Source organism: Rhizocola hellebori, assembly GCF_016862955.1.
GTDB classification, from domain to species: domain Bacteria; phylum Actinomycetota; class Actinomycetes; order Mycobacteriales; family Micromonosporaceae; genus Rhizocola; species Rhizocola hellebori.
In genome coordinates this window covers 185,460-208,422 of record NZ_BONY01000003.1, presented here as the reverse complement: position 1 = coordinate 208,422, position 22,963 = coordinate 185,460, and the positions used below count along the sequence as shown (strand labels likewise).

At 65.1% G+C, this 22,963-nt stretch carries 20 protein-coding genes; 13 read left to right on the top strand and 7 right to left on the bottom strand.

The genetic code is table 11. From position 1 onward, the window contains the following. The first annotated feature begins 14 nt into the window (after positions 1 to 14). From Rhe02_RS03925 to Rhe02_RS03915, 3 genes are all read left to right on the top strand, one after another. Positions 15 to 221 (top strand): hypothetical protein, encoded by a 207-nt coding sequence (locus tag Rhe02_RS03925; RefSeq protein WP_203906650.1) that lies wholly within the window; start codon positions 15 to 17, stop codon positions 219 to 221. Positions 222 to 699: 478 nt separating this feature from the next. Beyond that, on the top strand, positions 700 to 1,074 hold the full coding sequence (locus tag Rhe02_RS03920; RefSeq protein WP_203906649.1) for a type II toxin-antitoxin system RelE/ParE family toxin: 375 nt from the start codon (positions 700 to 702) through the stop codon (positions 1,072 to 1,074). A gap of 25 nt (positions 1,075 to 1,099) precedes the next feature. Continuing rightward, complete coding sequence (locus tag Rhe02_RS03915) at positions 1,100 to 1,390, top strand: helix-turn-helix domain-containing protein (RefSeq protein ID WP_203906648.1); 291 nt, start codon at positions 1,100 to 1,102, stop codon at positions 1,388 to 1,390. A gap of 536 nt (positions 1,391 to 1,926) precedes the next feature. Here Rhe02_RS03915 and Rhe02_RS03910 read toward each other — a convergent pair. After that, a complete protein-coding gene (locus Rhe02_RS03910; protein ID WP_203906647.1) occupies positions 1,927 to 3,552 on the bottom strand; it encodes a peroxidase family protein in 1,626 nt (541 codons plus the stop codon). A 125-nt stretch (positions 3,553 to 3,677) separates the two neighbouring features. Further along, on the bottom strand, positions 3,678 to 4,151 hold the full coding sequence (locus tag Rhe02_RS50840) for an asparagine synthase-related protein (protein WP_373320583.1): 474 nt from the start codon (positions 4,149 to 4,151) through the stop codon (positions 3,678 to 3,680). A gap of 172 nt (positions 4,152 to 4,323) precedes the next feature. Between Rhe02_RS50840 and Rhe02_RS03900 the strand changes: the two genes are divergently transcribed. From Rhe02_RS03900 to Rhe02_RS03875, 6 genes are all read left to right on the top strand, one after another. Next, positions 4,324 to 4,698: a hypothetical protein gene (locus Rhe02_RS03900; protein ID WP_203906645.1), complete on the top strand. Its 375-nt coding sequence runs from the start codon at positions 4,324 to 4,326 to the stop codon at positions 4,696 to 4,698. 764 nt (positions 4,699 to 5,462) lie between these two features. Then, entirely contained in the window at positions 5,463 to 7,853 is a 2,391-nt protein-coding gene (locus Rhe02_RS03895; RefSeq protein WP_203906644.1) for an endo-1,4-beta-xylanase, read from the top strand. A 187-nt stretch (positions 7,854 to 8,040) separates the two neighbouring features. Further along, on the top strand, positions 8,041 to 8,949 hold the full coding sequence (locus Rhe02_RS03890; protein ID WP_203906643.1) for a hypothetical protein: 909 nt from the start codon (positions 8,041 to 8,043) through the stop codon (positions 8,947 to 8,949). 100 nt (positions 8,950 to 9,049) lie between these two features. Further along, positions 9,050 to 9,406 carry a hypothetical protein gene (locus tag Rhe02_RS03885; protein WP_203906642.1) on the top strand — a complete coding sequence of 119 codons (357 nt, stop codon included), beginning with the start codon at positions 9,050 to 9,052 and terminating at the stop codon, positions 9,404 to 9,406. Between the two features lie 160 nt (positions 9,407 to 9,566). Next, complete coding sequence (locus Rhe02_RS03880; protein WP_203906641.1) at positions 9,567 to 10,157, top strand: hypothetical protein; 591 nt, start codon at positions 9,567 to 9,569, stop codon at positions 10,155 to 10,157. Between the two features lie 104 nt (positions 10,158 to 10,261). Further along, positions 10,262 to 10,969, top strand: a complete 708-nt coding sequence (locus Rhe02_RS03875) for a VOC family protein (protein ID WP_203906640.1) — start codon at positions 10,262 to 10,264, stop codon at positions 10,967 to 10,969. A gap of 27 nt (positions 10,970 to 10,996) precedes the next feature. Here Rhe02_RS03875 and Rhe02_RS03870 read toward each other — a convergent pair whose 3' ends face one another. The 5 genes from Rhe02_RS03870 to Rhe02_RS03850 form a co-directional block, all read right to left on the bottom strand. Beyond that, complete coding sequence (locus Rhe02_RS03870) at positions 10,997 to 12,844, bottom strand: FtsX-like permease family protein (protein ID WP_203906639.1); 1,848 nt, start codon at positions 12,842 to 12,844, stop codon at positions 10,997 to 10,999. Continuing rightward, positions 12,845 to 13,585, bottom strand: a complete 741-nt coding sequence (locus Rhe02_RS03865) for an ABC transporter ATP-binding protein (protein WP_239123320.1) — start codon at positions 13,583 to 13,585, stop codon at positions 12,845 to 12,847. After that, positions 13,582 to 14,100, bottom strand: a complete 519-nt coding sequence (locus Rhe02_RS03860) for a PadR family transcriptional regulator (RefSeq protein WP_239123319.1) — start codon at positions 14,098 to 14,100, stop codon at positions 13,582 to 13,584. The genes Rhe02_RS03865 and Rhe02_RS03860 overlap by 4 nt, the downstream gene beginning before the upstream one ends. A gap of 67 nt (positions 14,101 to 14,167) precedes the next feature. Beyond that, complete coding sequence (locus Rhe02_RS03855) at positions 14,168 to 14,749, bottom strand: dihydrofolate reductase family protein (RefSeq protein ID WP_203906637.1); 582 nt, start codon at positions 14,747 to 14,749, stop codon at positions 14,168 to 14,170. Between the two features lie 66 nt (positions 14,750 to 14,815). After that, positions 14,816 to 15,655 carry a helix-turn-helix domain-containing protein gene (locus tag Rhe02_RS03850; RefSeq protein WP_239123318.1) on the bottom strand — a complete coding sequence of 280 codons (840 nt, stop codon included), beginning with the start codon at positions 15,653 to 15,655 and terminating at the stop codon, positions 14,816 to 14,818. Positions 15,656 to 16,057: 402 nt separating this feature from the next. Between Rhe02_RS03850 and Rhe02_RS03845 the strand changes: the two genes are divergently transcribed. The 4 genes from Rhe02_RS03845 (at position 16,058) to Rhe02_RS03830 (ending at position 22,919) form a co-directional block, all read left to right on the top strand. Then, positions 16,058 to 18,484, top strand: a complete 2,427-nt coding sequence (locus Rhe02_RS03845) for a S8 family serine peptidase (RefSeq protein ID WP_203906636.1) — start codon at positions 16,058 to 16,060, stop codon at positions 18,482 to 18,484. A gap of 185 nt (positions 18,485 to 18,669) precedes the next feature. Then, on the top strand, positions 18,670 to 21,405 hold the full coding sequence (locus tag Rhe02_RS03840) for an AfsR/SARP family transcriptional regulator (RefSeq protein WP_203906635.1): 2,736 nt from the start codon (positions 18,670 to 18,672) through the stop codon (positions 21,403 to 21,405). Further along, a complete protein-coding gene (locus Rhe02_RS03835) occupies positions 21,402 to 21,911 on the top strand; it encodes a GNAT family N-acetyltransferase (protein WP_239123316.1) in 510 nt (169 codons plus the stop codon). The genes Rhe02_RS03840 and Rhe02_RS03835 overlap by 4 nt, the downstream gene beginning before the upstream one ends. A gap of 114 nt (positions 21,912 to 22,025) precedes the next feature. Continuing rightward, a complete protein-coding gene (locus Rhe02_RS03830; RefSeq protein ID WP_203906634.1) occupies positions 22,026 to 22,919 on the top strand; it encodes a S1 family peptidase in 894 nt (297 codons plus the stop codon). Positions 22,920 to 22,963 lie beyond the last annotated feature (44 nt).

Sequence of the window (22,963 nt, the reverse complement as noted above, 5' to 3'; positions counted from 1 at the left end):
GGCTGGAGGACCTGGTGGGCGCCAACGCCGATCGGAGCCGTTCGACCGGCTTCGAGTCGCTCGCCGCGGGCACCGGACCGGGCAAACAGCGATGCTCGGACCCCTTGTCCAAATCCGAGGTTGCTTTGCGGACCTTCGGCTGGTCGCTGACCGCAGACGGCCACGGCTTCCTCCAGCAGTACCCGCGCTTCCTGCCGGGGACCGCAGTCGGCAAACCGTAGCGAGGATCCCGCAGCCCGGATGGCGTGTGTGGTCAGCCACCCCGGGCTGGCTTTGGACATGCGGCGCAGCAGCGTGAGAGCCAGGTGTTCCACGTGGATGCTCGCATCGCATTGTCCGGCCAGATCAAGATAGATCGTCGAACCTAACAAGGACCACATGGCAAAGGACGACTCAGGCCAGCTGCCCCGCGCACTGGTCGCCCGGCAGCCGGCCACGATTTCCAGCTGCACGGCCGCAGCCTGCGCGAAGTGACCCTACCTCGGCCAGGCCGATCGCCAGGTCCATGAGGATCATCTGGTCGGCGTCCGCCAACGGCCCGGCGTCCTCGGCGGCCAGTCATTGCTCGGAAATGGCAGCGGTACACAAAATTGATCATCTGTGGTGGCTGCTGGCTGGAACTGACCCGTTCATGCCGCTGCTTGAGGCAGCTTAGGTATCGGGCTGGACGATATACCGAGGAAGGTATATCGTTGGTGGGTGCCGGATCGCTATGTGATCGAGCTGGAGCCCGAGGTCAGGGATTGGCTGGAGACACTGACGCTGAAGGATTACGCGAAGGTCGAGGCGATGGCGGACATCCTTGCCGATAGTGCGGAGACGTTGGGGGAGCCGTATTCGCGTCATCTGTCGGGTAAGACTCGGGAGTTGCGGTTCTATCTTGAGCGCAGCGCGGTGCGGATCAGTTATTGGCTGGCGCCGGGTGCTCGGGTGGTGTTGCTGACGGTGTTTCGCAAGACCAGGCAGGTGGAGCGGGCCGAGGTGGCGCGGGCGGTGGCTGCGCAGCAGACGTGCGCTGCGGGCCACGAAGAGCATGCACCGGCGCGTGAGGTGTATGAGCGTAAGTGGCTGTGAGGAGCACTAGGGAGAGGTGCGAGCGATGACGAGAAGACACGTTGTCTGGGAGCGGACCGGGGCGCAGGAGCATGCTGCAGCCTACGAGGAGGCGCGTGCGGCGTTGCTGCTTGGTCAGATGGTGCATGATCGGCGTGTCGAGCTCGGTTTGACGCAGGCTGAGCTCGCTGAGCGGGCGGGGATGACTCAGCCGCAGCTTTCCCGTCTGGAGTCTGGTGGGGCCACTCCGACCGTGCCGTTGCTGGCGAGGCTGGCTACAGCGCTAAACGCGGACCTTGACATCGCGTTTCGGCCGCATGCTTCGTTCGCGGCGTGAGCGGTGATTGCAGCAGGCACCCCTCATCGGCGCGGTGCGGCTGGTGCGTCAAGATTCCTAGACGTGCGGGCCAACGCAGCCTTAGTTGATCAAAAGGCGAAGGGGGGCCGAGCTGCCCGATCGAAGGCGCAGGTCCGGCGGCATCCAATGGGAGCAAAGCACCGAAAGGGACACTGGCGGTGTGGGGGTCAGGGTTCGAGTCCCCACATCTCCACCAACTTGTGCAGCACAAACGCCTCGATTCTATTGATGAGAGTCGAGGCATTCCCGTTGTGGCGGCACGCATTTAGTCAAATTCGTGGCGGATGAGCGGCGCAGTGTGGCTTGTTGTTTCGCAGCGTTGGCTTGCCGTTCGGTGCAGGGCGCAGCGGGTCGAGCATGTGCTAGCTGGCGACGGTGCTTGTCCCGCCTTCCGCTGCTGCCCGGTCGCGGTCTGGCGCCGGGTCGCAGCTAACAAGTCCAAGGCAGCAATCATGGCCACCCGAATCTAGCGCGTGAGCGCCAATCCGGGTGACCACGAAGGCCGCGGCTGGAGGCTATTGGCCGCGGCTTGTCGGATCGACCCGAGCGAATGTCAGCAGATCAATCATCTTGAACGTACCCGCCGTGCGGGCCGGCAGCGTGGGACGGAACCCGGGATTGTCGCGAAGGTACGACCCCGGGGCCAGCTGCAGCAGTCCGATGAAGACCTCACCGACGATGAGCGAGCCCAGCGGGCCGAGGCGAAGCCCCTGCTCGAGCAGTTCGGCTTCCTTGAGGACGTAGTACCACAGCGGGGTGCTGGAATCGAGCCCGATGTTGTAGTGCCGCCACTCGGGGAAGTTGCTCGCGCCAAGTACCGGCGCACCGACGGCCGCGGCGAGGGCTTGGCCGGACGGGATGCTCCAGGTGATGTGGCGCAACATGTTGCGTACGGGAAGCGCGATCGGCGGGTCGCCACTCGCGATGGCGGCCAGTGGTAGCCGGAACAGGGCCGACGAGATCTTGGTGTCGATGCGCTTGTTCGGCTTGACCGCGGGTGTGGTGGCACCCGGATCGGTGAACTGCGGGCCGAAGTCGAAGAACGTCTGCCAGCCGATGAAGCGCCGGGGGGCACGCCTGCCACCGCGCATGTCCATCGGATCGGCCTGGCCCTCGCCGCGAGGATCGAAAATCAGTGCGAAGAACGCTGTGTTGTTGACGTCGCCGGCGAGGTTCACGCGATACGACGGCCGCACCATGCTGTGGCCGAACCGGTACGCGGCACCCTGGAACTCGACAGGGATGAAGTATTCGTTGGCGGCCGGGCGGTAGAACCGCCGTCCCTGGCTGAGGATGTTGTTAACCCGGTCCTGACCGATGATCTGCGGGAGGAACTCGTTGATGATGATCCACTGGTAGTGCCAGGTGAGGATCTGGCGCGCCTGGTTGAAGACGGTGGTCGCGTCGGCGCCGGGATTGCCTGCGCGGACCTGGTCGACGAGCCGGTTGTGCGCGAGGATGAATGCGCACTGCAAGCCTGAGATGACGACGTTCTCGTCGTTGCGGGGATCGGCGATGATGGCGGTGCCGTTGGACTGGCGGGGGACGTCTTCGAACCTGCCACCGCTTTCGATGCGAAGCTTGGCGCGGTCGGACGGGTTGTAGAGTTCCGGGCTTCCGTTGGGACCGGTGCCGTAGACCGAGTCGAGGTCAAGGGCGGGGGTGCGGGTGTTCGGCGACGACTCGGGTGCCGTTGGGACAGCCAGGCGGGACTGCCTGTCGAACGTCATGTCGTGGTCGAGGAACTGGCCGAAGAATGTCGTACCAGCCGTGTGGTTGGGATTGTTCTGGTTGACGGTGTTGAGCGAGGCATCGGTGATGAGGCGTACCGGGCCTGCCTCAATGATGTCTTTGGCGTCCATGAAGTGCGTGAACTCGCCGATGTCGCGGATCGCGTCGATGCAGCGTTGCAGGTTGGGCTCCTGAAAGCTGGTGAACGGTGCGACACTGGGGAACATTCGGCCGAAGAACTGCGGTGAGGTGGCCGCGACCGCCGCCTCCTCGCGCAGCATTCCGGCGATAGCTTCGGTGCTGGTCAGCACGGATGCGCCCATTAGGCCCGCGCCTACCCCCATCCGAAGCACGCCGCGGCGGCTCAGGCCATGGCCTTCGCCTCCGCCGCGATGTTTACCTGTGGTCATGTGTGCTGCCTCCAATCGGATAACTTTGGGAGCGTTTCCATGATCTATAAATTGGCATCTTTCCATGTTTCGTTGGCTTGCACCACGAACAAAAACCCCTAAGACCGCGTGCCTCATGCAGATGCTCAGGAAGGTCCACAACTTGCCGGCAAATCGGCCTCCCCGCTCTGATGTTGGGCGAGCATCTGACGGGCGAAGTCCGGGTTGATGAGGTCTCCAGCCGCCGACGAACTCCGGATCTCGTGCGCCCAGTCGGCCAGCTTGCCGCGCAGCCATTGCGCTGTGGGCGTTGGCAAACCGAGCGTCGGGCGGTCCACGATGCACAGCGGCGCCAGATCGCGATCGCCGACGAGGCCTGTAAACGGTCCGGATCGAATATGGACTGTCGCGGTCGCGGCGGTGAGCGAGTCTCGTATAGGTCGTGGGTCGGGGACGTGGATTGCGGCGCCGCGTTGGGCGACGGACGTGTCGACAGGCAGGATCGGTCGGTGAATGCGGGCAGGACCTGTGTCTCCAGCCAGCGCCGCAGGATCGTGCCTTGGGCGGGGCCGCGTCGTTCGGCTCTCAGTGTCTGAGCTGGTGTGATGCGGTTCGGGCACCGCCACCACCGTGGGTCCGAGACCAAAGGTGGCAGAATCTGAACCGCAGTTGCTGGCTCCGGAAGCTCAGCGCTGCGGCGATTGTCCTGCTGTGGATCGGTGCGCAAACCCGCTTAGGTTAAGCATGACTACCATGTCAGCTATGGCTTCTGGTCGGCGTCTCCTCGTTGCAATGCTAGTGCTGTTCGCCCTCGACGTGATCGGCGGTTTCCTTGCCGTCGTCTCGGGCGTTGCCACGTGGGGTGAGGCGTGGGGCTTCGACACCAAGTTCACCGTGCCGCTGCCGGTGGCGGCTGTGCAACTTGGCCTGGCCTGGTTGGCCTCACGCAACACGCGGCCTCGGGCCGCTCTGATCGCGGCAATCCTCCTCGGCGTGTTCTGCCTGATCAGCCTGCTGTCTGGATTGTTCGACGGTGACCTCACCCACGAGGTCGTGCCGTCTGGCTACCCAGGCGGGGTTACCTGGGGGATCGTCCTGTTGGTGGCCACCGCCATTGTCGGTGTGCTCGCCTTCGCGCGGGCGAGGCGCCTGTACCAGCTTCGCTGACGTCCTTCGAAGTCGTGCCGCACCGAAAATCGGTGCGGCACAGCGTATTCGGCGCAAGCAGGTAGGTAAACGTAATGGTGTGCCCGTTTCGTGGTACCGGGATGGCATCCTTGCTGACTGTCGTTCAATCCACCGCTCCAATGCGGTCGGAAAATAGGCGAAAGACTTTCAGGGACTCACGGGAGTTCCCTAGGTTCTTCGACTTGCGTGCCGAGACGAGCCATTCCTTTTCGACGACGGTGAGCAGCAAGCCGCGCTGCTGGGCTTTCTGCGCCGGTACGCCGACGCCGCCAACCCGGTCTACGGCGAATGCGGCATACCGGGTTCATCGGCGACTGAACCCTTGATGGGGACAGGGTTTCGAATCAATCCTGAAGCGGGTCGGCGCACATTGCGTGGTTTCTCGTGGCTGACGGTGGTGCCGTCGGAGTTGGCTGTGCGGCTCGGTGGCGCATCGGCGGTCCGCGGCACCGGGGCATTCGCCGAGGTCGACGAACTTCGGTCGGGGGCACTGTGGCTGCTGGCCACACCACGTCCGCAGTTGTTCGACAAGGCTGCCGCGCGACGCGCATTCGAGGTGTTAGAGCCGACTCTGCCGACGGGTCTGTCTGACAATTACACGCACGTCGCGGCGACAATGGACTGGCGGAAGGCGATGCGGCGGGGGCACCCGCATCTGCTGTCGCCGTACTATCCTCCCTCATCAGTGACCATAAATACGGGAGGAAAGCGTGAAACGAACGGGGTTCATCGCTGCGGCTGTCATGGCAGCCATGTTCATGGTCGAACCCAGCCCAGCCGCAGCGGATCCCATACCGCTCAAGACGCTCGCGGCGGCGGCGCGCGCTGGCGATGGCATCATGTTCGGCTCCGCGATCCAATCGGCGCTGATCGACCCCGACTCCGACGGAGACGAAACCTACGAGCAGCGGGCCGCGGCCGAGTTCAGTCTGATCGCGCCGGAGAACGACCTCATATGGGAGGTCACCGAACCGACGGAGCCGACGCGTGAAGGCGGTGAATGGGTGCACAACTACGCCTGGAACCGCGCGGAGGAGGTTGTCGACTTCGCAGACCGCAACGGCCAAACGATTATCGGCCACCATCTGGTGTGGCACTCGTCGGTCCCAAGCTGGTGGCCCAGGATGCCCGGCCCGGATGGCAAACCGATCCCAAATCCGGAGGCTTACACCCCGCAGGTGGTCCGTGAGTTCTTACAGGATCGCGTCGAGGACACGGTGAACAGATTCGAGGGCAGAATCGGCTACTGGTCGGTCGTGAACGAAGTATTTGCCGAGAACGGCTCCTGGCGGCCGAGCATATGGCAACGGGCTTACCCGAACCCGGTCCCGGACTCCTATGGATACATTGCCGACTCGTTTCGCTGGGCACACGCCGCAGATGCCAATGCCAAGCTATACATCAATGAGTACGGGGTGGAAGGCAACACCGCCAAGGCCCGTGCGCTCTATGACCTCGTGAAGCGGCTACGCAATGACAACGTACCAATTCATGGGGTTGGTTTTCAGACACACCGCAAACTGACCGACGGACTCACCGGTTTCGCCGACATGCTGCGGCGGTTCGCTGACCTCGGGGTCGAGGTCTACATCACCGAAATGGACGTACGCATCCACGACACCGCCACCTCCGGCGTTGAGTTGCTGCAGCAGGCGGAAGTCTATGGACGCGCGGTGAGGGCCTGCCTGGACGTCGCAGCATGCAAATTCATCAACCTATGGGGCTTCACTGATGCGCACTCGTGGATCGGCACCGTCTTCCACATAGGATGGGGTCGGGCCACGGTGCTGACCAATACCCTTGCGGCCAAGCCTGCATACAACCGGATCGCCGCGGAGCTAGCCGGTTGGACCGCCCCGGTTCAGAACATGGCAGGATGGTGGCGGCTCGACGACTGGGTGGCGCCAGACGATGCCGCAATGGTCGCGTCAGATGTCTCCGGTCATGGCAGACCGGCGGCCGTGGCCGGATTCGCCTTAGGTAACGAGGGTCGGATGCCGGGATACACCGCGTTCCGCGGCAACGGCGTTTCGACGCAGGCCACCACTACAGGCCCTGTCCTGCAGACCCCTCAGTCCTTCACCGTGTCGGCGTGGGTCTCCCTCACCGACACCACGCGCGATCAGGTCGTGGTCAGCCAGGACGCTGCCACGAGCGCGGCGTTCTCAATCGGCTTCAACGTCGCGTCGCAAAAGTGGTACTTCTCGATGGCCGACACCTATGCCCAGGGGCCGGGCTTCTATCAGGTGTTTTCGACTGTTACCCCCCAGCCAGGCGCCTGGACGCACGTGACCGGCGTGTGGAACCGGGCGTGGGGCCGGTTGGTGCTCTACGTCAACGGCAAGTTGAACGCCGCGGTCGCGCCGCCGGCGAGTTTCCTTCCCAAGGCATCGACCGGCTCCCTACGCATCGGGGCTGCGTTGAACGGCCGCCACCTGGCGGGGAGCATCAGCGATGTCCGCGCCTACCAGCGCGTGCTGTCCGACGCGGAAATACTCGATGCCACTTCGCTCGGCTACTTCGGGCTCAACGGGCAGACCGGCGACACGTCGTTCTTCCTGCGCGACGGTAGCTCGCGGCCGGAGGTGATCCGCTGGCTCGGCACGCCTGATCAGATGCCGAACGCGCTGCGGCTGACCGCCGGACCGAACGATTCGACGCGGATCGAAGCAGTCGCGGTCGACATCCGCCCGCAGGTTCTGCGCACGGACCGGTCTTACTCCGTTTCCGCCTGGGTGAACCTTGAGGCGACTGGCGACATGGTGGCAGTTGCGCAGGACGGCATCCACAGGAGCGCATTCCGCCTCGGCGTACGAGCGGGCAAGTGGTCCTTCGCGATCCCTTCCGCTGACGCGGATGTCGTCACGATGCAGGTGGTAAACGGGCCAACGGCCGTTGCCGGCTGGACCCACCTCGTGGGCGTCTACGACGCCGAAGCCAGACAGATCCGGCTCTACGTCAACAACGTGGCGCAGACCCCGGCGGCGAACGTGACGTCCTGGGCGTCGGCCAACACCCTTCACCTCGGCCAGGCGCTCGACGCACCCCGGTGGGTAGGCGGCATCGACGACGTCCGCATCTACCAGACTCCTCTGACCCTGAATGAAATCAGCTTGATCCCAGCCCGAAGCTGACATTGCGTTGCCCGACCGGATCACGGTTGAAACATGATTCCGGAGCGGCTCTGATCGCCCTGACAACGATATGAGGCTGCATGGAGGAGGACACATGAGGTCACATACGACGTGGGACACTTTGAACATTGGACGGTCTGCGTCCAAGCCGCTGGTTCGAGTGACGTTGCTGGGCGCAGGAGCCGTAGTGGTCTTCGTCGGGCTGCTGCAGTGTGGCTTCGCGATACCTAGTTCTTGGCCGGACGAGCAACGCTTCCTCGTCTACTTGGGTTCCCCCTTGGTGCTGCTGCTCGTCTGTGGGTTGGCCTGGTACGCCTCTGTCCGACTGGGCTTGCGATTTGCATTCCTAACAGGTGCTGTCGTCCCCATCGCGCTTGCCTGTGCAACGCTTTGCATTGGGGCGCTGTTACAGGCGTTGGGGATTAATCCGGTGAAGGGCTTCGACGGCTGGGCCGGCTGGGGAATCGTGGCGATTGCCTTCTACCCAGCGGTGACAGTGTGGTACTTGTCGAGGTCGTGGACCGTCAGACTATCGGTTTTCGGTACGGTTGTACTGATGGCGATCTGCATGGTCTTTTACAGTTGGACGGCACGCGAACGCTGGCGCGACGCGTATTACGCTGAACACACAAGCTACTCCACCGTTCGACTGCTTGAAGTTCCAGGCTTTCGCATGAAAGGCATTAACTTCATCGACAACACCTCGACGTCACCCATCTATGCGACGGCCGGCTATGTCCTCGAAGGTCAGGGCGAATTCCACGGCGTCTCGCTCTACGTCGAAAGTGACCTTGGCCCGGGCTTCGATCTCAAATCAGGTAAGGAATTGGTTGATCGTGAAGTTGGCCTTGACCTAACGGAATGCCGTAGCTCCAGGCTCGTGAAACCACCTAGTGACAAGCAGATGTGCATCGCCGATGGGGGCCTCGTACTGTTGCTCGATGGCACCGGTTTTCATATTTTCTGGAGAGGCCCAGGAAACAGCGCAGACTCTTTGCGCGCTGTCGGAAACGCAGCTAGCGTCCACCGGTGGTCGAAACATGATTTGCGCTCTATCCCGCTTGGCTCCGCCGGATATGACATGCGCCGCGGTTGATCGCCAGACGACACACAGAGAGCGTTCAAACCTGACTGGTTGTGATCACTTTTTCCTTGTCCCGCTTGCCGTGCTGGTCTCGCTCGACGAGCATGGTCACGTGTCGACTCAACAGTCTATGGATGGAAACGACAACACGGCCGACCGGGCGGCGGTCGAGCATGTTCTGGGGCGTCCGCTGCCTGAAGCGTGGCCGGCTGGAAGTCTGCTTCCGGGCACTCGGGTGCGAGTCGTAAAGGACGCCGGCTGGGACGGGCCATGGAGACGCGAGTTCGTTGGCGTCATTGACAACCTCGGAGCGCCCGAGCCCGTCAGTCATGACCTGGCTTGGCCGGGTGAGTTGATGTACTGGGTCAAGTTTGACGAACCGGAGTTCGACTGCGCCGGCGATGGGCCCTACCGGAAGGCCCAGATCTGGGGCAGATACCTCCAAGCTTCCTCCGACCGTGACGACTGAGGGCCTATCGGAAGACCGTATTTAGTCGATTAGGTTAGATCTTCTGTTCTGCATAGACGATTAGGTTGGGCCTCCTGCTCTATTGGCGTTGTCGGCAAGCATCGACAATTTTGGTGTTTTCGATGGTCGAGCCTTGCGGGGATTGGGTGAGGAGGAGGCAATGCAAGCAAAAGTTGTAGGGGACCGTGCAAACGAAGGGGAGGTACCCATCGTGAAGGCTAGATCTCTGATCCGCAGAGTGGCGCGGCGGCTGGTTGCCGTTGGCGCGGTCGCCTTGTTGTGCGTGGCGGTCTCGGCGCGGGCGGCTGAGGCGGCGCCGAGTGTGAACAACGCAGATCTGGTGGCGCAGATCAAGCTGGCCTCCGGCAAGCTGCTCGCGAAGTCGGTCCAGCCGAAGGCGGCGACGACGGCCAGTGGCGCGCCACTGACGATTACCTGCTATGTGGATGATGTAACGCCGCCGTTCCGGATCTTCGGCAACGTGGCGTATCGGTCGGTTATCGGGTGTGACGCACCGGTGGTCGGCGCCTGGTACGGGGAAATACTCAGAAGGCTTTTCGGCCCGGAGAAGTACTTGACGACGGGGACCCTGGCCGGGCCGCTCACGGTCTGGACGCCGTTCAACCCGGTTGTCGGTCCATGTATCTCCGACTGGTGGGAGGGTAGCTTCACCATCTCGGTGGACTTCACCCCGAGCTTCTCGCTCACGCAAAGCTTCGTTGCTCCCTATGAGTACATCGAGTGCATCTGAACCCTGTGTAGGGCGTCCTATCTCGACAACGCCACACGAATGTCCTCAGCGAGGGCAGGACGCGCGCGAGCGCGGCGGCTGAATTCGAGATAGGGTGCCCGGCTATGGATATGCTGCGGGGCGAGAAGATCGCCGAGGCCAATCTGACCGACTGGCGCAAACTGGCCCAGGGGCTGCATGCCCGCTACCTGGTCGACGACTTCGGCACCAGCGCACGGTTTGTCGCCGCGGTGGGCGAGGCGGGCGATGCGCTTGGCCACTACCCGCGGGTGTCGATCGGCCCTGGATACGTTGACCTCAAGCTGATCACCAACGAGGCCATCTACCGCGACAGCGAGGGCACCGAACATGTCGTCGAATGGGTGACTCAGCAGGACGTCGACCTCGCGCGACGGATCACCGAGATCGCCGCCGACCATAAGGTCGACGCTGACCCGGCCTCGGTCAGCATGATCGAGCTCGGCCTCGACACAGCGCGCTCCGCGACCATCGCCCCGGTGTGGGCTGCCCTGCTGACCGGGAACCCGGAGGCCCAGGGCCGCGGGTCGCTAAGCGACGAGATCCGCGACGCCACGGGACGGGTGCCGAACATGTGGTTCGGGGAGGCCGACGAGCACGAGACCCCGCGTCAGCGATTCCATGTCGAGGTCTATCTGGCGGCCGAGGTGGCCGAGCAACGGATCGCCGCCGCGATCGCCGCGGGTGGGACCATCGCCGATGCCAGCAACGCACCGGGTCTCACCGTCATCGCCGACCAGGACGGCAACACGGGAATCGTATGCGTCGACGTGTCAGCTGCGAAGAAGGAATGAATCGCCGACTCGGGTGACCCGGGCCCCTTATTCGGGTGCCAGCGCCGGCGCCACTCGCCGTCGGGCGAGCCGGGCTGCGGGGACGATGGCGGTCAGCAGATATAGGAGTGGGGCGGCGACGGCGACGGCGACATACACGGACGCGGGCAGCGTGATAGTGGCCGTGTCTTTGACGTTGCTGCCGACGACGGTGTTGAAAAGCAGTACACCGAGCGGAATCCCGGCCGCGCACCCGAGCAGGCTCGCGCCGAACTGGGCAACGACAAAGGAAGTCACGGTCTGCCATGGCGTGGCGCCCACCGAGCGCAGGATCGCGTGACTGCGGGCGTTGTCCCGTGCCGCGAAGATCGCTGCGATCATGGCGTTGATCGCGGCCAGGCCGATGAGGATCCCAGCGCCGACAAGGACGACGGTCAGTACCTGGCCGGTTTGGATCGCCCTGACCTTCCTGGCCAGAGCCTCTTCTGCGTCTTGCGCTGGGCTGGCTAGGAAGTCGTGGGCCAGTTTCGTGGCGCCGAGCCCGACGATCACCATCGCCACACCTAGCGCTAGCCCGGTGGCGTTGGCGATGGTGCGGACTGGGCGTCGCAGCGCTGCGCGCAGACCGAGCACGATCGGAAGCGGCAGTCCGGCTGTCGCCGCTAGCCGGGCGATCCGGCTGGAGCGCCGGGGCGGGCGCGCTCCCGACGTCAAGGCTCGTATGGTGCTGTGCCTTATCCCGCGCAGGGCCGCGGGTATGGACCCCGCCACGACGACCGCCATCGCGAGGCCGAGTGTGGTCAGGGCGCGTGGCCAGGTGATCGGCGGGACGGCCGGAGCGCCGTAGAGGACGGGAAGATCGCGGCCGATCAGTGGCGAGAGCAGGGTGCCGGCCGTGATGCCGATCGCGGCTGCGGTCAGCGCTAGTGCGACATGCTCGGCCAGCACCACGGCCAGCGCCTGGCGCGGGGTGACGCCGACTGCCTTGAGCGCGCCGATTTGGCGGCCCTGCGCGGCCACGCGGCCTGTGACCATGACGGCCGCGGTCGCAACAGTAAGCCCGGCAAGCAGGATCGCGTGAAGGGTGAACGCGACAGCGAAAATATCGACGGCACTCGCCCTGTTCCGTGCTCGCTCCCACGTCTGCATCAGGTTTGGCTTGGCGTATGCCGGTGCATTCGCGGCGGCGAACGCCGCGGCATCCTGCGCCCGCGCCAGCCGAAGCTCGAGTGTTGCCCCGAGCGGGATTGCGCCCACCGCACGGAGTTTGGCGGCGGTGGGCTGGTTGACCCAGACCGTCGCCGGGAATTGCATCGGGTACCGGGGGATGCTTGTCGTCATCGCCGACCCCCGCACCCGCAAGCGCTGTCCGAAGAGGGTGACCTCGTCTCCCGGGTTGACTTTGAGCAGCGACGCGAGCCCGTCCTCCAGCACGACGCCGTCATCGCTGTTATCAAGCCATTGGCCCGCAACGACTAACGGCTGGCTCACTGTGGCCGGCTGGGGATCCCGCACCTCGACGTTGATCACCATGTCAAGACCGCCGACCCGGGCATCGGTGACCAGCATCAACGGCCACGGCCCGCTTACCGCCGTCACGTCAGGCTCGCCGGCGAGCCCGGACAGCTGGTGGTCGGCGCGCGACACGGTTTCCGGTCCTGGCAAAGGCAACCGCGGGAGGTTGAGCTCCTCGGGCGTGTGATATGCCGCGAAAGCCTGGACGTGGTAGCCGTTGATGCTGTTATGAAGCCGCTGCCATGGCTCGTGGCCGGTGTCGTTGATCGCCAACCCGAGGCTGAGAGTCGTTGTGGAAAGGCACATCACCAGCAGCAGGAAGACGGCCTGGGCTGGACGTTTGCGCAGGTTGCGCCAGGCGAGCCTGATGATCAGCCCCACTTACGGCTCCCATCCTGCTACTTGGGCCAGGAGCGCCAGGCGGGACAGGCCACTTTCTAGCCGTACATCCTCCACAATGGACCCATCGCGCATGGTGAGCAGCCGGTCGGCGCTCGCCGCCACCCGCGGGTCGTGCGTCACCACGAGCAGGGTTTGCCCTGCTTCGTGTACCTCAGCAAACAATCGCAAAATCTCTGCGGTGGCCGCCGAATCGAGGTTGCCGGTGGGCTCATCGGCCAGTACCAGCAGCGGCTGATTCACCAGCGCCCGGGCCAACGCGACTCGCTGACGCTCGCCACCTGAAAGCCGATCGGGCAGGTACCCGGCCCGGTTGGCTACCCCAAGGCGTTCAAGCAGACCCAATGCCTTGGCGCGCGCCTGCCTGCGGCCCACGCCGACCAAAAGTGCCGGCAGCTCAACGTTTTCCACCGCTGAAAGTTCATCTACCAGATGAAACGCCTGAAACACGAAACCCACACTGCGCCTCCGCAGGCGTGCCCAGCCAGTCTGGGACAGCTGGTCGACCCGTTGCCCGCCAAGCCAAAGCTCGCCAGCGGTCGGTCTTTCCAGCCCGCCGAGCAGGTGCAGCAGCGTCGATTTACCGCAGCCACTTGGTCCCATGACTGAGACTGCCTCGCCGTGCTCGACGGTCAGGTCGATCGAGTCGACCGCACGCACCCGCACGCCGTCGCCGTCGTAGTGGCGGGACAATCCCTTGGCCTGCAACACAAATGAGGTCACGATGACCTCCCCGTGGTCCAGCGGCGCTCGCACGCCTCCAGCCATTTGATGTCGGCTTGCAGGCGTAGCGCCGTACCCTCCAAAATCAATATCGCATCTTCGTCAGCCGATGCATCTCGGGCCAGGTGCTGCACATCTCGTAAGCGGCGCAACAGATCCCGCCGCTGGGCATCGATCAGCGAGACCGGATCGGCTAGGCCTGTCGCCGCGGCCGCGACCAGCTTGAGGTGAAAGTCGACCGGAGCCACCTTCGGCCAGGAGAGGTCCAGCAACCAGGAAGCCACGTGCTCGCGGCCCTCGGCGGTCACCTCGTAAACCTTCTTGTCTGGCGCCGCCGACTGCGGCACGTGATCGCCGCGGACCAGGCCCGCCCGTTCCATGCGGGACAGGGTGATATACACCTGCCCCGGACTGAGCACCTCACCGATCGGGCCTAGGGCCTGGGTCAGGCGCTGGCGAAGCTCGTAGCCGTGGGCAGGCTCCTTGGCCAGCAAGGCCAGCATCGCTTCACGCACAGCTCGTCCTTCCTCTAGGTAACGGTAACCTACAACCGTTAGCTAGAGGGGGTCAAGGGTCTATCGGTCAGCGGCGCACACGATAGCGCAGGTGAAGCACACGGTTGCTCTGAATCACCTCGTCAGGATCCTCCAACAGGTGCTGCGCCTGGACCGACCCGAAGTAACGCTTGCCGGAGCCGAATACGACGGGTACGACGTCCATGCGCACCTCGTCGATCAGACCCGCGGCAAGCATCTGGCCACCGACGTCGCCAGCGGCGACCTCGACGATGCGGTCACCCGCGAGCTCCTGGGCCTTGGCCATGGCTGCCTCGATGCCGTCGACGAAGTGAAACGGCGCGTCGGGGTCCCAGCCCTCGGGCGCCGGCCGGTGCGTCACGACGACCACGTGGTCGATCCCGCCCGGAGGCTTGCCGTCCCAGCCGTCTGTCATGTCGAAGACGTGGCGGCCGGCGATTGTCACCCCGATCTGGTCCCAGTACGGCCGGGTGTAGTCGTAGGACGTCTGCGACACCTTCACGAAGCCGCTCTCGTCCAGCGGGACGTCACCGCTGGACAACCAGTCGAACAGCGGTCCGGGCTGGTCCTTGGAGTCCGCGATGAAGCCGTCCACCGACACCGAGCTGTACATGACCACCTTGCCCACGGGGCTCTCCTTTGCTTTGGGTTTCCCCCAAATTAGCGTGCCGTGAGCTGTTGTTCTTGTAAGAAATCAATCGGCCGGCAGCGGCCAGTTGTCCAGCACGTGGCCGGGATGTTCGCGCATGAACTGGCGCCGGACTTCGATGTACCGGGTCGGCGTGAGCCCGGTGAACGCCCGGAACTCGTGACCGAAGTGGGCTTGGTCGAAGTAGCCTGCCCTACCGGCGACGTCGCCCCAGTCGATCGGCTCGGCGGGGTTGATCGCCAACACGGTGGCGGCGAAGCGGTGGGTGCGGGCCAGCCGCTTGGGCGTGACGCCGATGAGCTCCTTGAATCGCTGTTCCAGATGAGTGCTGCTGACACCGGCTGCCACCCTGAGGTCGCCGATCGCCACCGCCCCGCTGGCCGCCGCGATGACACTGCTCGTATAGCGGACCAGCCCTAGGCCGGCGGTCTCGCACAGCCGTCGCATCAGCTCCTCCTCGAGCAGCGTCAGCATCTCGTGCGGTTCGTCCGCCGTGGCGAGCCGGTCTCGCAGCTCAGCAACGGCGCGCCGGCCCCAAACCTGCTCTATGGTCACTGGCCGGTCACAAAGCTCGGCCGCGGGCATCGGCAGGAACGGCGCCAGCCCCCACGCCTTCACGTGCACGCCGACGGACCGGGTCCGGGGTGGGTAGCCGAACTCGAACGCGCGGGTGGGCGTGGTGACCACGCAGCCGTCGGCATACTCAGCTGTCTCGATGTCGGCACCGGCGCGGATGCGGAACGGTGCCCCGAGGTTGACGATCAGCAATGCTCCCGGCATCGGCGGCAGCGTCAGCCGGGGGTACGGCGGCGCACCCGCCAGGTAGTAAAGGTCGTCGATCAGCCCGTCCAGCGGCGGTCGCGGCACTCTGGACACGTATTCCACGCCCACAGCATCGCCGATACCCCGCCGGCATCGCACGCCGGGATGGTCCAGCCGCGGAACCGGCCTCTCGACCGTATGTCCGATGTGGACAGTGGATGGCTGGCTCCAAGATTCTTGATTATAGACCGGCTGAGGCACCAGACGGCAGGATGAATGCTCTGGTATCGCGCCGTTTTCTCACCGTGTCCAGTCGTGTCTATCGATGTCCAGGATTGCGCGCAGCCGGTGACGGTTTACCCCACGATGAGGCCGGACCAGTCAGGTCGTCAGGACGCCGGCCCACGAGACAGTCCGGCGCTGGGGGAGGGAGAAAGCTCTCCCGTTCCAGGAGTTTCGGCCTGCATGTCGCATCGCGACCGTCGCATCACGCGAACGGTTGCCCATCGATCAAGGAGGGTCTCGATGCAACGAGCGCATAGATGGCGTACGGGGACGGCTTTGCTCGCCCTCGTCAGCAGCGCCACGCTGTTCGGCGCAGTCACTTCGGCGACGGCAGCGCCGAGCGGACCAGACGCGCGGGCGCTGGCGAAGGCCGCAGACGACCTCGGCGTACCGGCGGAAAAGCTTTCGATCGTGCAACGTTCGAACGCGCACCTGGCGTTGACCAAGGTCGACCTGTCCGAGTACAAGGTGCAGGCTCCCGACGGTCGCTTGGTCGCGGTGAGCTTCGACAAGGCGACCGGTGCCCTGGCGGATTCGGAGGCGGCACAACGCGCCGAGGCGGGCGCGCGCCGCAAGAACTTCGGCAAGTTCGATGCGGCCCTGGCCGCGCGTCTAGCCCAGGCCGACGCAGGCGCAGACACCGTGCAGGTCGCCTTCTGGGTCAAGATGGCCATCCCCCAGCGGGCCGGCAGCGGCTTGGCGACCATGCAGCAGATGTCCGCCCGCGCCGCGGTGGCGCAAGCGCCGCTGATTGCGGCGATCCAAGCGCTCGGCGTCGCGCCGACGACCGCGACGGCTGCGCCGATCGTGTTCGCCAAGCTTCCTGCGACCCAGATCCGGCAGCTGCAACTGCGCGACGACGTCATCGCCGTCGATCTGGTGAGAGGCGACGCCAAGCTGATGACCGACGACTCGGCCACCTCCAACCGCTACCCGTACGCCTGGTCGGCGGCCGACGGCACGGGCACCAGGGTGGCCGTGCACGAAGACGACGGGGTCGACAACGTCAACGCCGCTCTTAACAACGCCACTCACCCGGTGGTGTACTGGGACCCGGCCAACCCCGATATCACCAGCGAGGGCGGCCACGCCACCCACGTGGCCGGCGTGATCGCCTCGACCGACAACTGGCGGCGCGGCGGCGCCTTCAACACCAGCCAGGTGCTGTCGGCCAACTTCCACAGCTTCGGCGACACCGCCGCCATGGTGAACTCGTTGGAGTGGGCCGCGGCACAGGGCGCCAACGCGATCAACATGAGCTGGGGCGCCTGCACCTTTGGCGTGCCCGACTTCAACAGCCATTGGGTGGACTTCGAGCAACTGCTGTGGAACACCAACTTCGTGGTCTCCTCCGGCAACCAGCCCAACTGCTTCGGGTCGCTGTTTGTGGCGTCGCCAAGCCTTGGCTGGAACACCCTCTCGGTCGGCTCCTACTACGACCATGACACCGGGCTGCGCAGCGACGACACCTTCTCCAGTTTCACTGAGTTCCAAAACCCGACCGACCCGATCTCCGGACGGACCATTGAGCGGCCCGACGTCACCGCCATGGGCGGCGAGTTCAACTCCAGCACCGGTGATTGCTTCGGCGTCGAGACCACCGAAGTGGGCGGCGGAGTCGCCGCGTCGACCTGCGGGACCAGCTTCGCCGCGCCCGACACCGCGGCGCTGGCGGCCGACATCGCCCAGCGGATCGGCGGAGACAAGCCTGAGACGGTCAGGGCCATCGTCATGGCCGGTGCCACGCACAACATCGTGGACGGGTTCAACAACGTCGACTGTGCGAGCTCCCCGATTCCCGGCGACTGCCGTGACGGCGCCGGTGCCATCGACGCCAATCAGTCAATCAACAACGTGGCGGTCCCGGGCAACTGGTCGCCTGCAACGTTCCTGACCGACGTGACGGCACCGACCGGCAGCAACATCGACCGCACCACCACGCTCACGGCCGGCAGGCCGGCGCGCGCGGTCATCGTGTGGGATTCCTTTGCGAGCTGCGCCAACGCGGCCGGTGGGGACTGCGCGACCGACAGGCTCGGCGCCGACTTCGACCTGAGCGTCATCGACCCGAGCGGCAACGTCGTGGCCAGCTCGGCCAGTTTCCAGAACGCCACCGAGGTAGTGGACTTCACCCCCGCGGTCAGCGGCACCTACACCATCCGGACGCACGTGTTCCGCTTCGATGCCGGGACCTCCACCTACTTCGCCTCGGCGTGGAACAAGAACACCTCCGACGCGATCACCCCGATCACCGGGGTGACCGGCTTCACGCTCAACACCACCAGGACCGGCCAGACCACCGACAAGGGCCATTCCTACTGGGACACTTACTCGCTGGCGCCGGGAGGGCAGGCAAACTGCCCGTCGTTCCTGAATCCCGAAACCGGGCTCGAGAAGGTGTATCAGATCACCACACCGTCCAGTGGACGGATCACCGCGACGCTGTCGAGCATCGTCGGCTTCCCCGGGGTCGCCCAAGACGTAGACGTGGTTCTGCTCCGCAGGTTCGGCGCGGCCAACAACCAGAACGGCCAAGTAGTCGCCTGCGGCGACGTCACCCTCAGCGCGAGTGCGCAACCGGCCGGCACCTACTACGTGGTCGTCGACGGCTTCCAGGGCTCGGTCGCGAACTTCAGCCTCAACGTGGGGTTCGTCAGCGGCGGCTAACCGCTCTTTACGAGTGAGTTTATACAACTTAGTATATGTAACGCAGGATCGACATCCATAGAGAGAGCCAGGTCAGTACCACCTGGCTCTCTCGCTTCCACGCATGATGGGGACAAGACCCGCTCTCCTGTTCCGGTAATCTCGGACTCGCTCACGCTTGCTCGGAGTCCATCGATGGGGGAGCGATGCTGTTTCGGGTGCTTGGACCGCTGTCCGTGGAGCGCGCAGGTTTGGCGCTGTCGGCGTTGATGGTGCGGCGGCTACTGGCGGCGTTGCTGTGCCGGCCCAATGAGTGTGTTGCCGTCGAAGGCCTACTCCTCGCGTTGTGGGGTGAAAATCCACCACCCGGCTCGCGTAAGACGCTGCGGGTGTATGTGCGCAGGCTGCGTAGCGCCCTCAGCGAGGCGCGGATCGTGCATGAGCCCGCCGGCTATCGCCTCATCGTGCGGGCGGGCGAGCTTGACTCGGACGAGTTCGTCCGGCTGGTGTCGGCAGCGCGGACTGCCGAGCCCGAGCAGGCGCTGGCGTTGCTGTCGGAGGCCATCAAACTGTGGCGTGGCAACGCTTTTGAAGATGTGCGGGAGTATCCGCCGGTCGCCGATGAGGCCCGGCAACTCGATGAGCAGCTTGTACTGGCCGAGACGGGGCACGCCAGGCTTCAGCTGGAGCTCGGCCGGCACGCCGAGCTGGTGCCGCATCTGACCAAACTCGTTGACGTTCACCCGTACCGAGAAGAGTTGCGGGGATATCTGATGCTGGCTCTGTATCGATCCGGCCGGCAGAGCGAGGCGCTGGAGGTGTACCGCAACACCAGGCGCCTGCTTGACCACGAACTAGGTATCGAACCTGGGCCTGAGCTTCAGCGCCTGCACGAATCCATCCTGCGCGCGGATTCCGCACTCGAACAGTCAATCCCTCCAAACGCGACAGTCCCGCGCGAGCTGCCCGCCGACATCGGAAGCTTCGTCGGCCGCGCCGAACATCTCAAGGCGCTCGACGAGATGCTGCCCGAGCCGACCGCGCCGGTGGTCATCTCGGCGATCGCGGGGTCGGCCGGAGTGGGAAAGACGGCGCTCGCGGTGCATTGGGCCCATGCGGTGGCCGATCGGTTCCCCGATGGGCAACTGTTCGCCAATCTGCGCGGCTTCGACCCGGCCGCCCCGCCGGTGGACCCGGCCAGTGTGGTCCGCCGGTTCCTTGACGCCTTGGGCGTACCGTCGCAAAGAATTCCATCCGATCTCGAAGCGCAGGCCACGCTGTACCGCAGCCAGCTGTCCGGCAAGAAAATGTTGGTATTGCTGGACAACGCTTACGATGCCGAGCAGGTGCGGCCTCTGCTGCCGGGCAGCGCCGACAGCCTGGTGATTGTGACCAGCCGCAACCGGCTTGCCAGTCTCGTCGCGACCAACTCGGCACGCCCGCTCATGCTCGACGTGCTCACCGAACCCGAAGCCCGGCAACTGCTCGCGGCCCGGCTCGGACAGGAACAGATCGCGGCGGAATCCGCAGCCGTCGACGAGATCATCGCCCGCTGCGTGCGGCTGCCGCTCGCGCTGGCGATCGCCGCCGCCCGGGCCGCCACGCAGCCGAACCTTCCCCTCGAGGCGCTGGCCGCCCAGCTGCGGGAGGAACGGGCCTTCGACAGCGACGATCCGCTCACTCATCTGAGCCGGGTCTTCTCTTGTTCCTATCAGCGGCTCACCTCCGGCGCAGCTCGGCTCTTCCGGATGCTCGGGCTGCACCCCGGCCCGGACACCACCATTTCGGCTGCCGCCAGCCTCATCGCGATGCCGCTGCCGCACGCGCGACAGCTGCTCTCGGAATTGGTCCAGGCGCATCTGATCACCGAACACGCGCCCGGCCGCTATGCCTTCCACGACCTCTTGCGTGCTTACGCGGCCGAGCAGACGCGAGCAATCGATTCCGACGACGATCGCCGCGCCGCCGTACGACGCCTGCTCGACCACTATTCGCACAGCGCCGTTGCCGCTGACCGGTTCCTCGACGCCCAGCGCGATCCGGTAGAGCTTCCGGCGGCACAGGCCGGGGTCATCCTTGACGAGTTCGCCGACAAGGACGAGGCGATGACCTGGTTCAAGGCCCAGCACCAGGTTCTGCTCAGCACGATCCGCATCGCCGATGAGACTCAGGCCGATACCCAGGTGTGGTTGCTGGTGTGGGCCATCACCACATTCGTTATGCGGCAAGGGCATTGGCGCGACTGGGCAGCGATACAAATGCCCGCTATCGAGGGCGCTCGGCGGCTGGGCAACGCCGCCTGGCAGGCCTACGCGTGGCGCAGCCTGGGCTATGCCAACAGCACCATGGGCGATTACGAGACCGCGTTGGAGAAATTGGCAAAAGCTTTGATGTTGTACCGGGAAATCGAGCACCAGTCCGGTCAAGCCCATGTGCACCACAGCATCGCGATGGTCTACGTGCGGCAGGACCGCCCCGCGGAGGCGCTCGAGCAGGCCAAGCTTGCGCTCGTCGCCTATCAGGCCGCCGGCCATCGGATGGGGCTGGCGTCGTCACTCAACACAGTCGGCTGGTACGAAGCGATGCTCGGTCAATACGATGAGGCGCTCGCCCACTGCCACCAGGCGCTCAAGCTGCTCGTCGAGCTCGACCACATCCATGGGCAGGCCGCCACCTGGCACAGCATCGGCCACATCCACCAACAGATGCAACAGTACGAGCAGGCGGCCGACAGCAACGAGGCCGCGTTGCGCCTCTACCGCGAGCTGGGCGATCTGTATTACCAGGGCGATACCCTCGAACGGCTAGGCGACGCGCGGGCGGCGATGGGCGACCACGAAAAGGCCCGTGCCGCTTGGGAACAGGCGTTGGCCATCCTCACCGGTCTCGATCACCCACAGGCCTCGCAGGTAGCCGAGAAGCTGTCTACGATTTGGCGGTGAGTTCCTCGCTGACTGTCCGCCCGGCTCGGGTCGAGGACGTCACGCAGATGGCGCGGGTGATTGTGCGGTGCTGGCAGGAGACGTACAGGGGGCTCATGTCGGACGCGGTGCTCGACGACCCTGGCTTGCCCGCTGCTCGGGAACGGTTTTGGACAGCCGCGTTGACCGACGAACGCTACCGTGAGAACCGCGCGGCCGTCGCCGAGCGGGACGGGGAGCTGGTCGGGGTCGCCATGTCAGGCCCGCCTTTGGACGCCGGGGCGACCTGGGCCAGGCAGCTTTATGTGCTCTATGTGTACGCGGCCGATCACGGCACGGGTGCCGGGCCTGCGCTGCTGGAGGCGGTTGTCGATGCGCAGGAGCCGGTGGCGCTATGGGTGGCCGACCCGAATCCTCGCGCGCAGGCGTTCTACCGCAAGCACGGCTTCGTTGCCGACGGGATGGCCCGGGTCGAGGACGGGGTCCGGGAGATCCGCATGCTCCGCGGCATGCGGCACAGCCGGTAATCCAGGACGCCGGCCGAGGTGGATCGGCCGGCGGCGGCTTGATCGCCATTGTGCACCGGCGGCGCTGCTGATATAGATGCATGCACAATGATCGACCGTGGTGGGGGAGGATCTATGCGTCGCATGTGGTCGCGTGTTCTAGTGGTGCTGGCGGTGCTGGGCGGAATCGTCGCCGCGCCGGCGGTGCCGGTGATGGCAGCGACGCCGCAGGAACGCGGTGCGCTTCGCGACAGCCTCGCCGCGCTTGCTCCGGTGGGCAGTTCGGCCGTCATCGACCCGGCGACGGGCGAGGTCGTGGTGAGGGTCGCCGGCGCCGCCTCGCTGCAATTCCGGGCCACCGCCGCACGCCACCGTCCGGTGCGGACGGTCAACGCCGAGCAGCCGGTGCGCACCAACGCCATCCTCATCGGCGGGCAGGCCATGAACAGCCTGGACGGCCGCATCTGCAGCACCGGTCTGATCACCAAGCACGGCAGCATCTTTTACGTGGTGACCGCAGGACATTGTGTGGCCGGTGCCTTGAGCCCGTGGTTTGGCCCGGGCGGCGGGATGATCGGGCCGGAGAAGTCGGCTCACTTCCCCGACAACGACTTCGGGCTGCTGCGTGTCAGCGACGTGACCCCTTACCAGCTCCGTAGCCAGGTGGCGTGGGAGACGGGGTCGGTGCTCATCGGCGCGGTGGCCGACGTCGCCGTGGGAGCCCCGGTGTGCAAGACCGGACGCACCACCGGCACCACGTGCGGCACGGTGCTGGCCAAGGACGCCACGTGGCATTACCCAGACGGTGTGGTCTACGGGCTCATCGAGACCGACGTGTGCGCCGGGCCGGGCGACTCGGGCGCCCCGCTGGTCAGCCTCGGCGGCGGTTACACCTCACGGTCACGCCACGGCGCGTTTGGGATCCTGTCGGGATCGAACAACAACACCTGTGGCGCGCCCGGGTACAGATCGGCGTTCCAGCCACTTCCCGAGGTGATGAGCTTCCACAGCCTGGTGCTGCCCATCTGACCGGGATGCGAACCCATCGATATGCGTGTATAACCTTGAGGTAA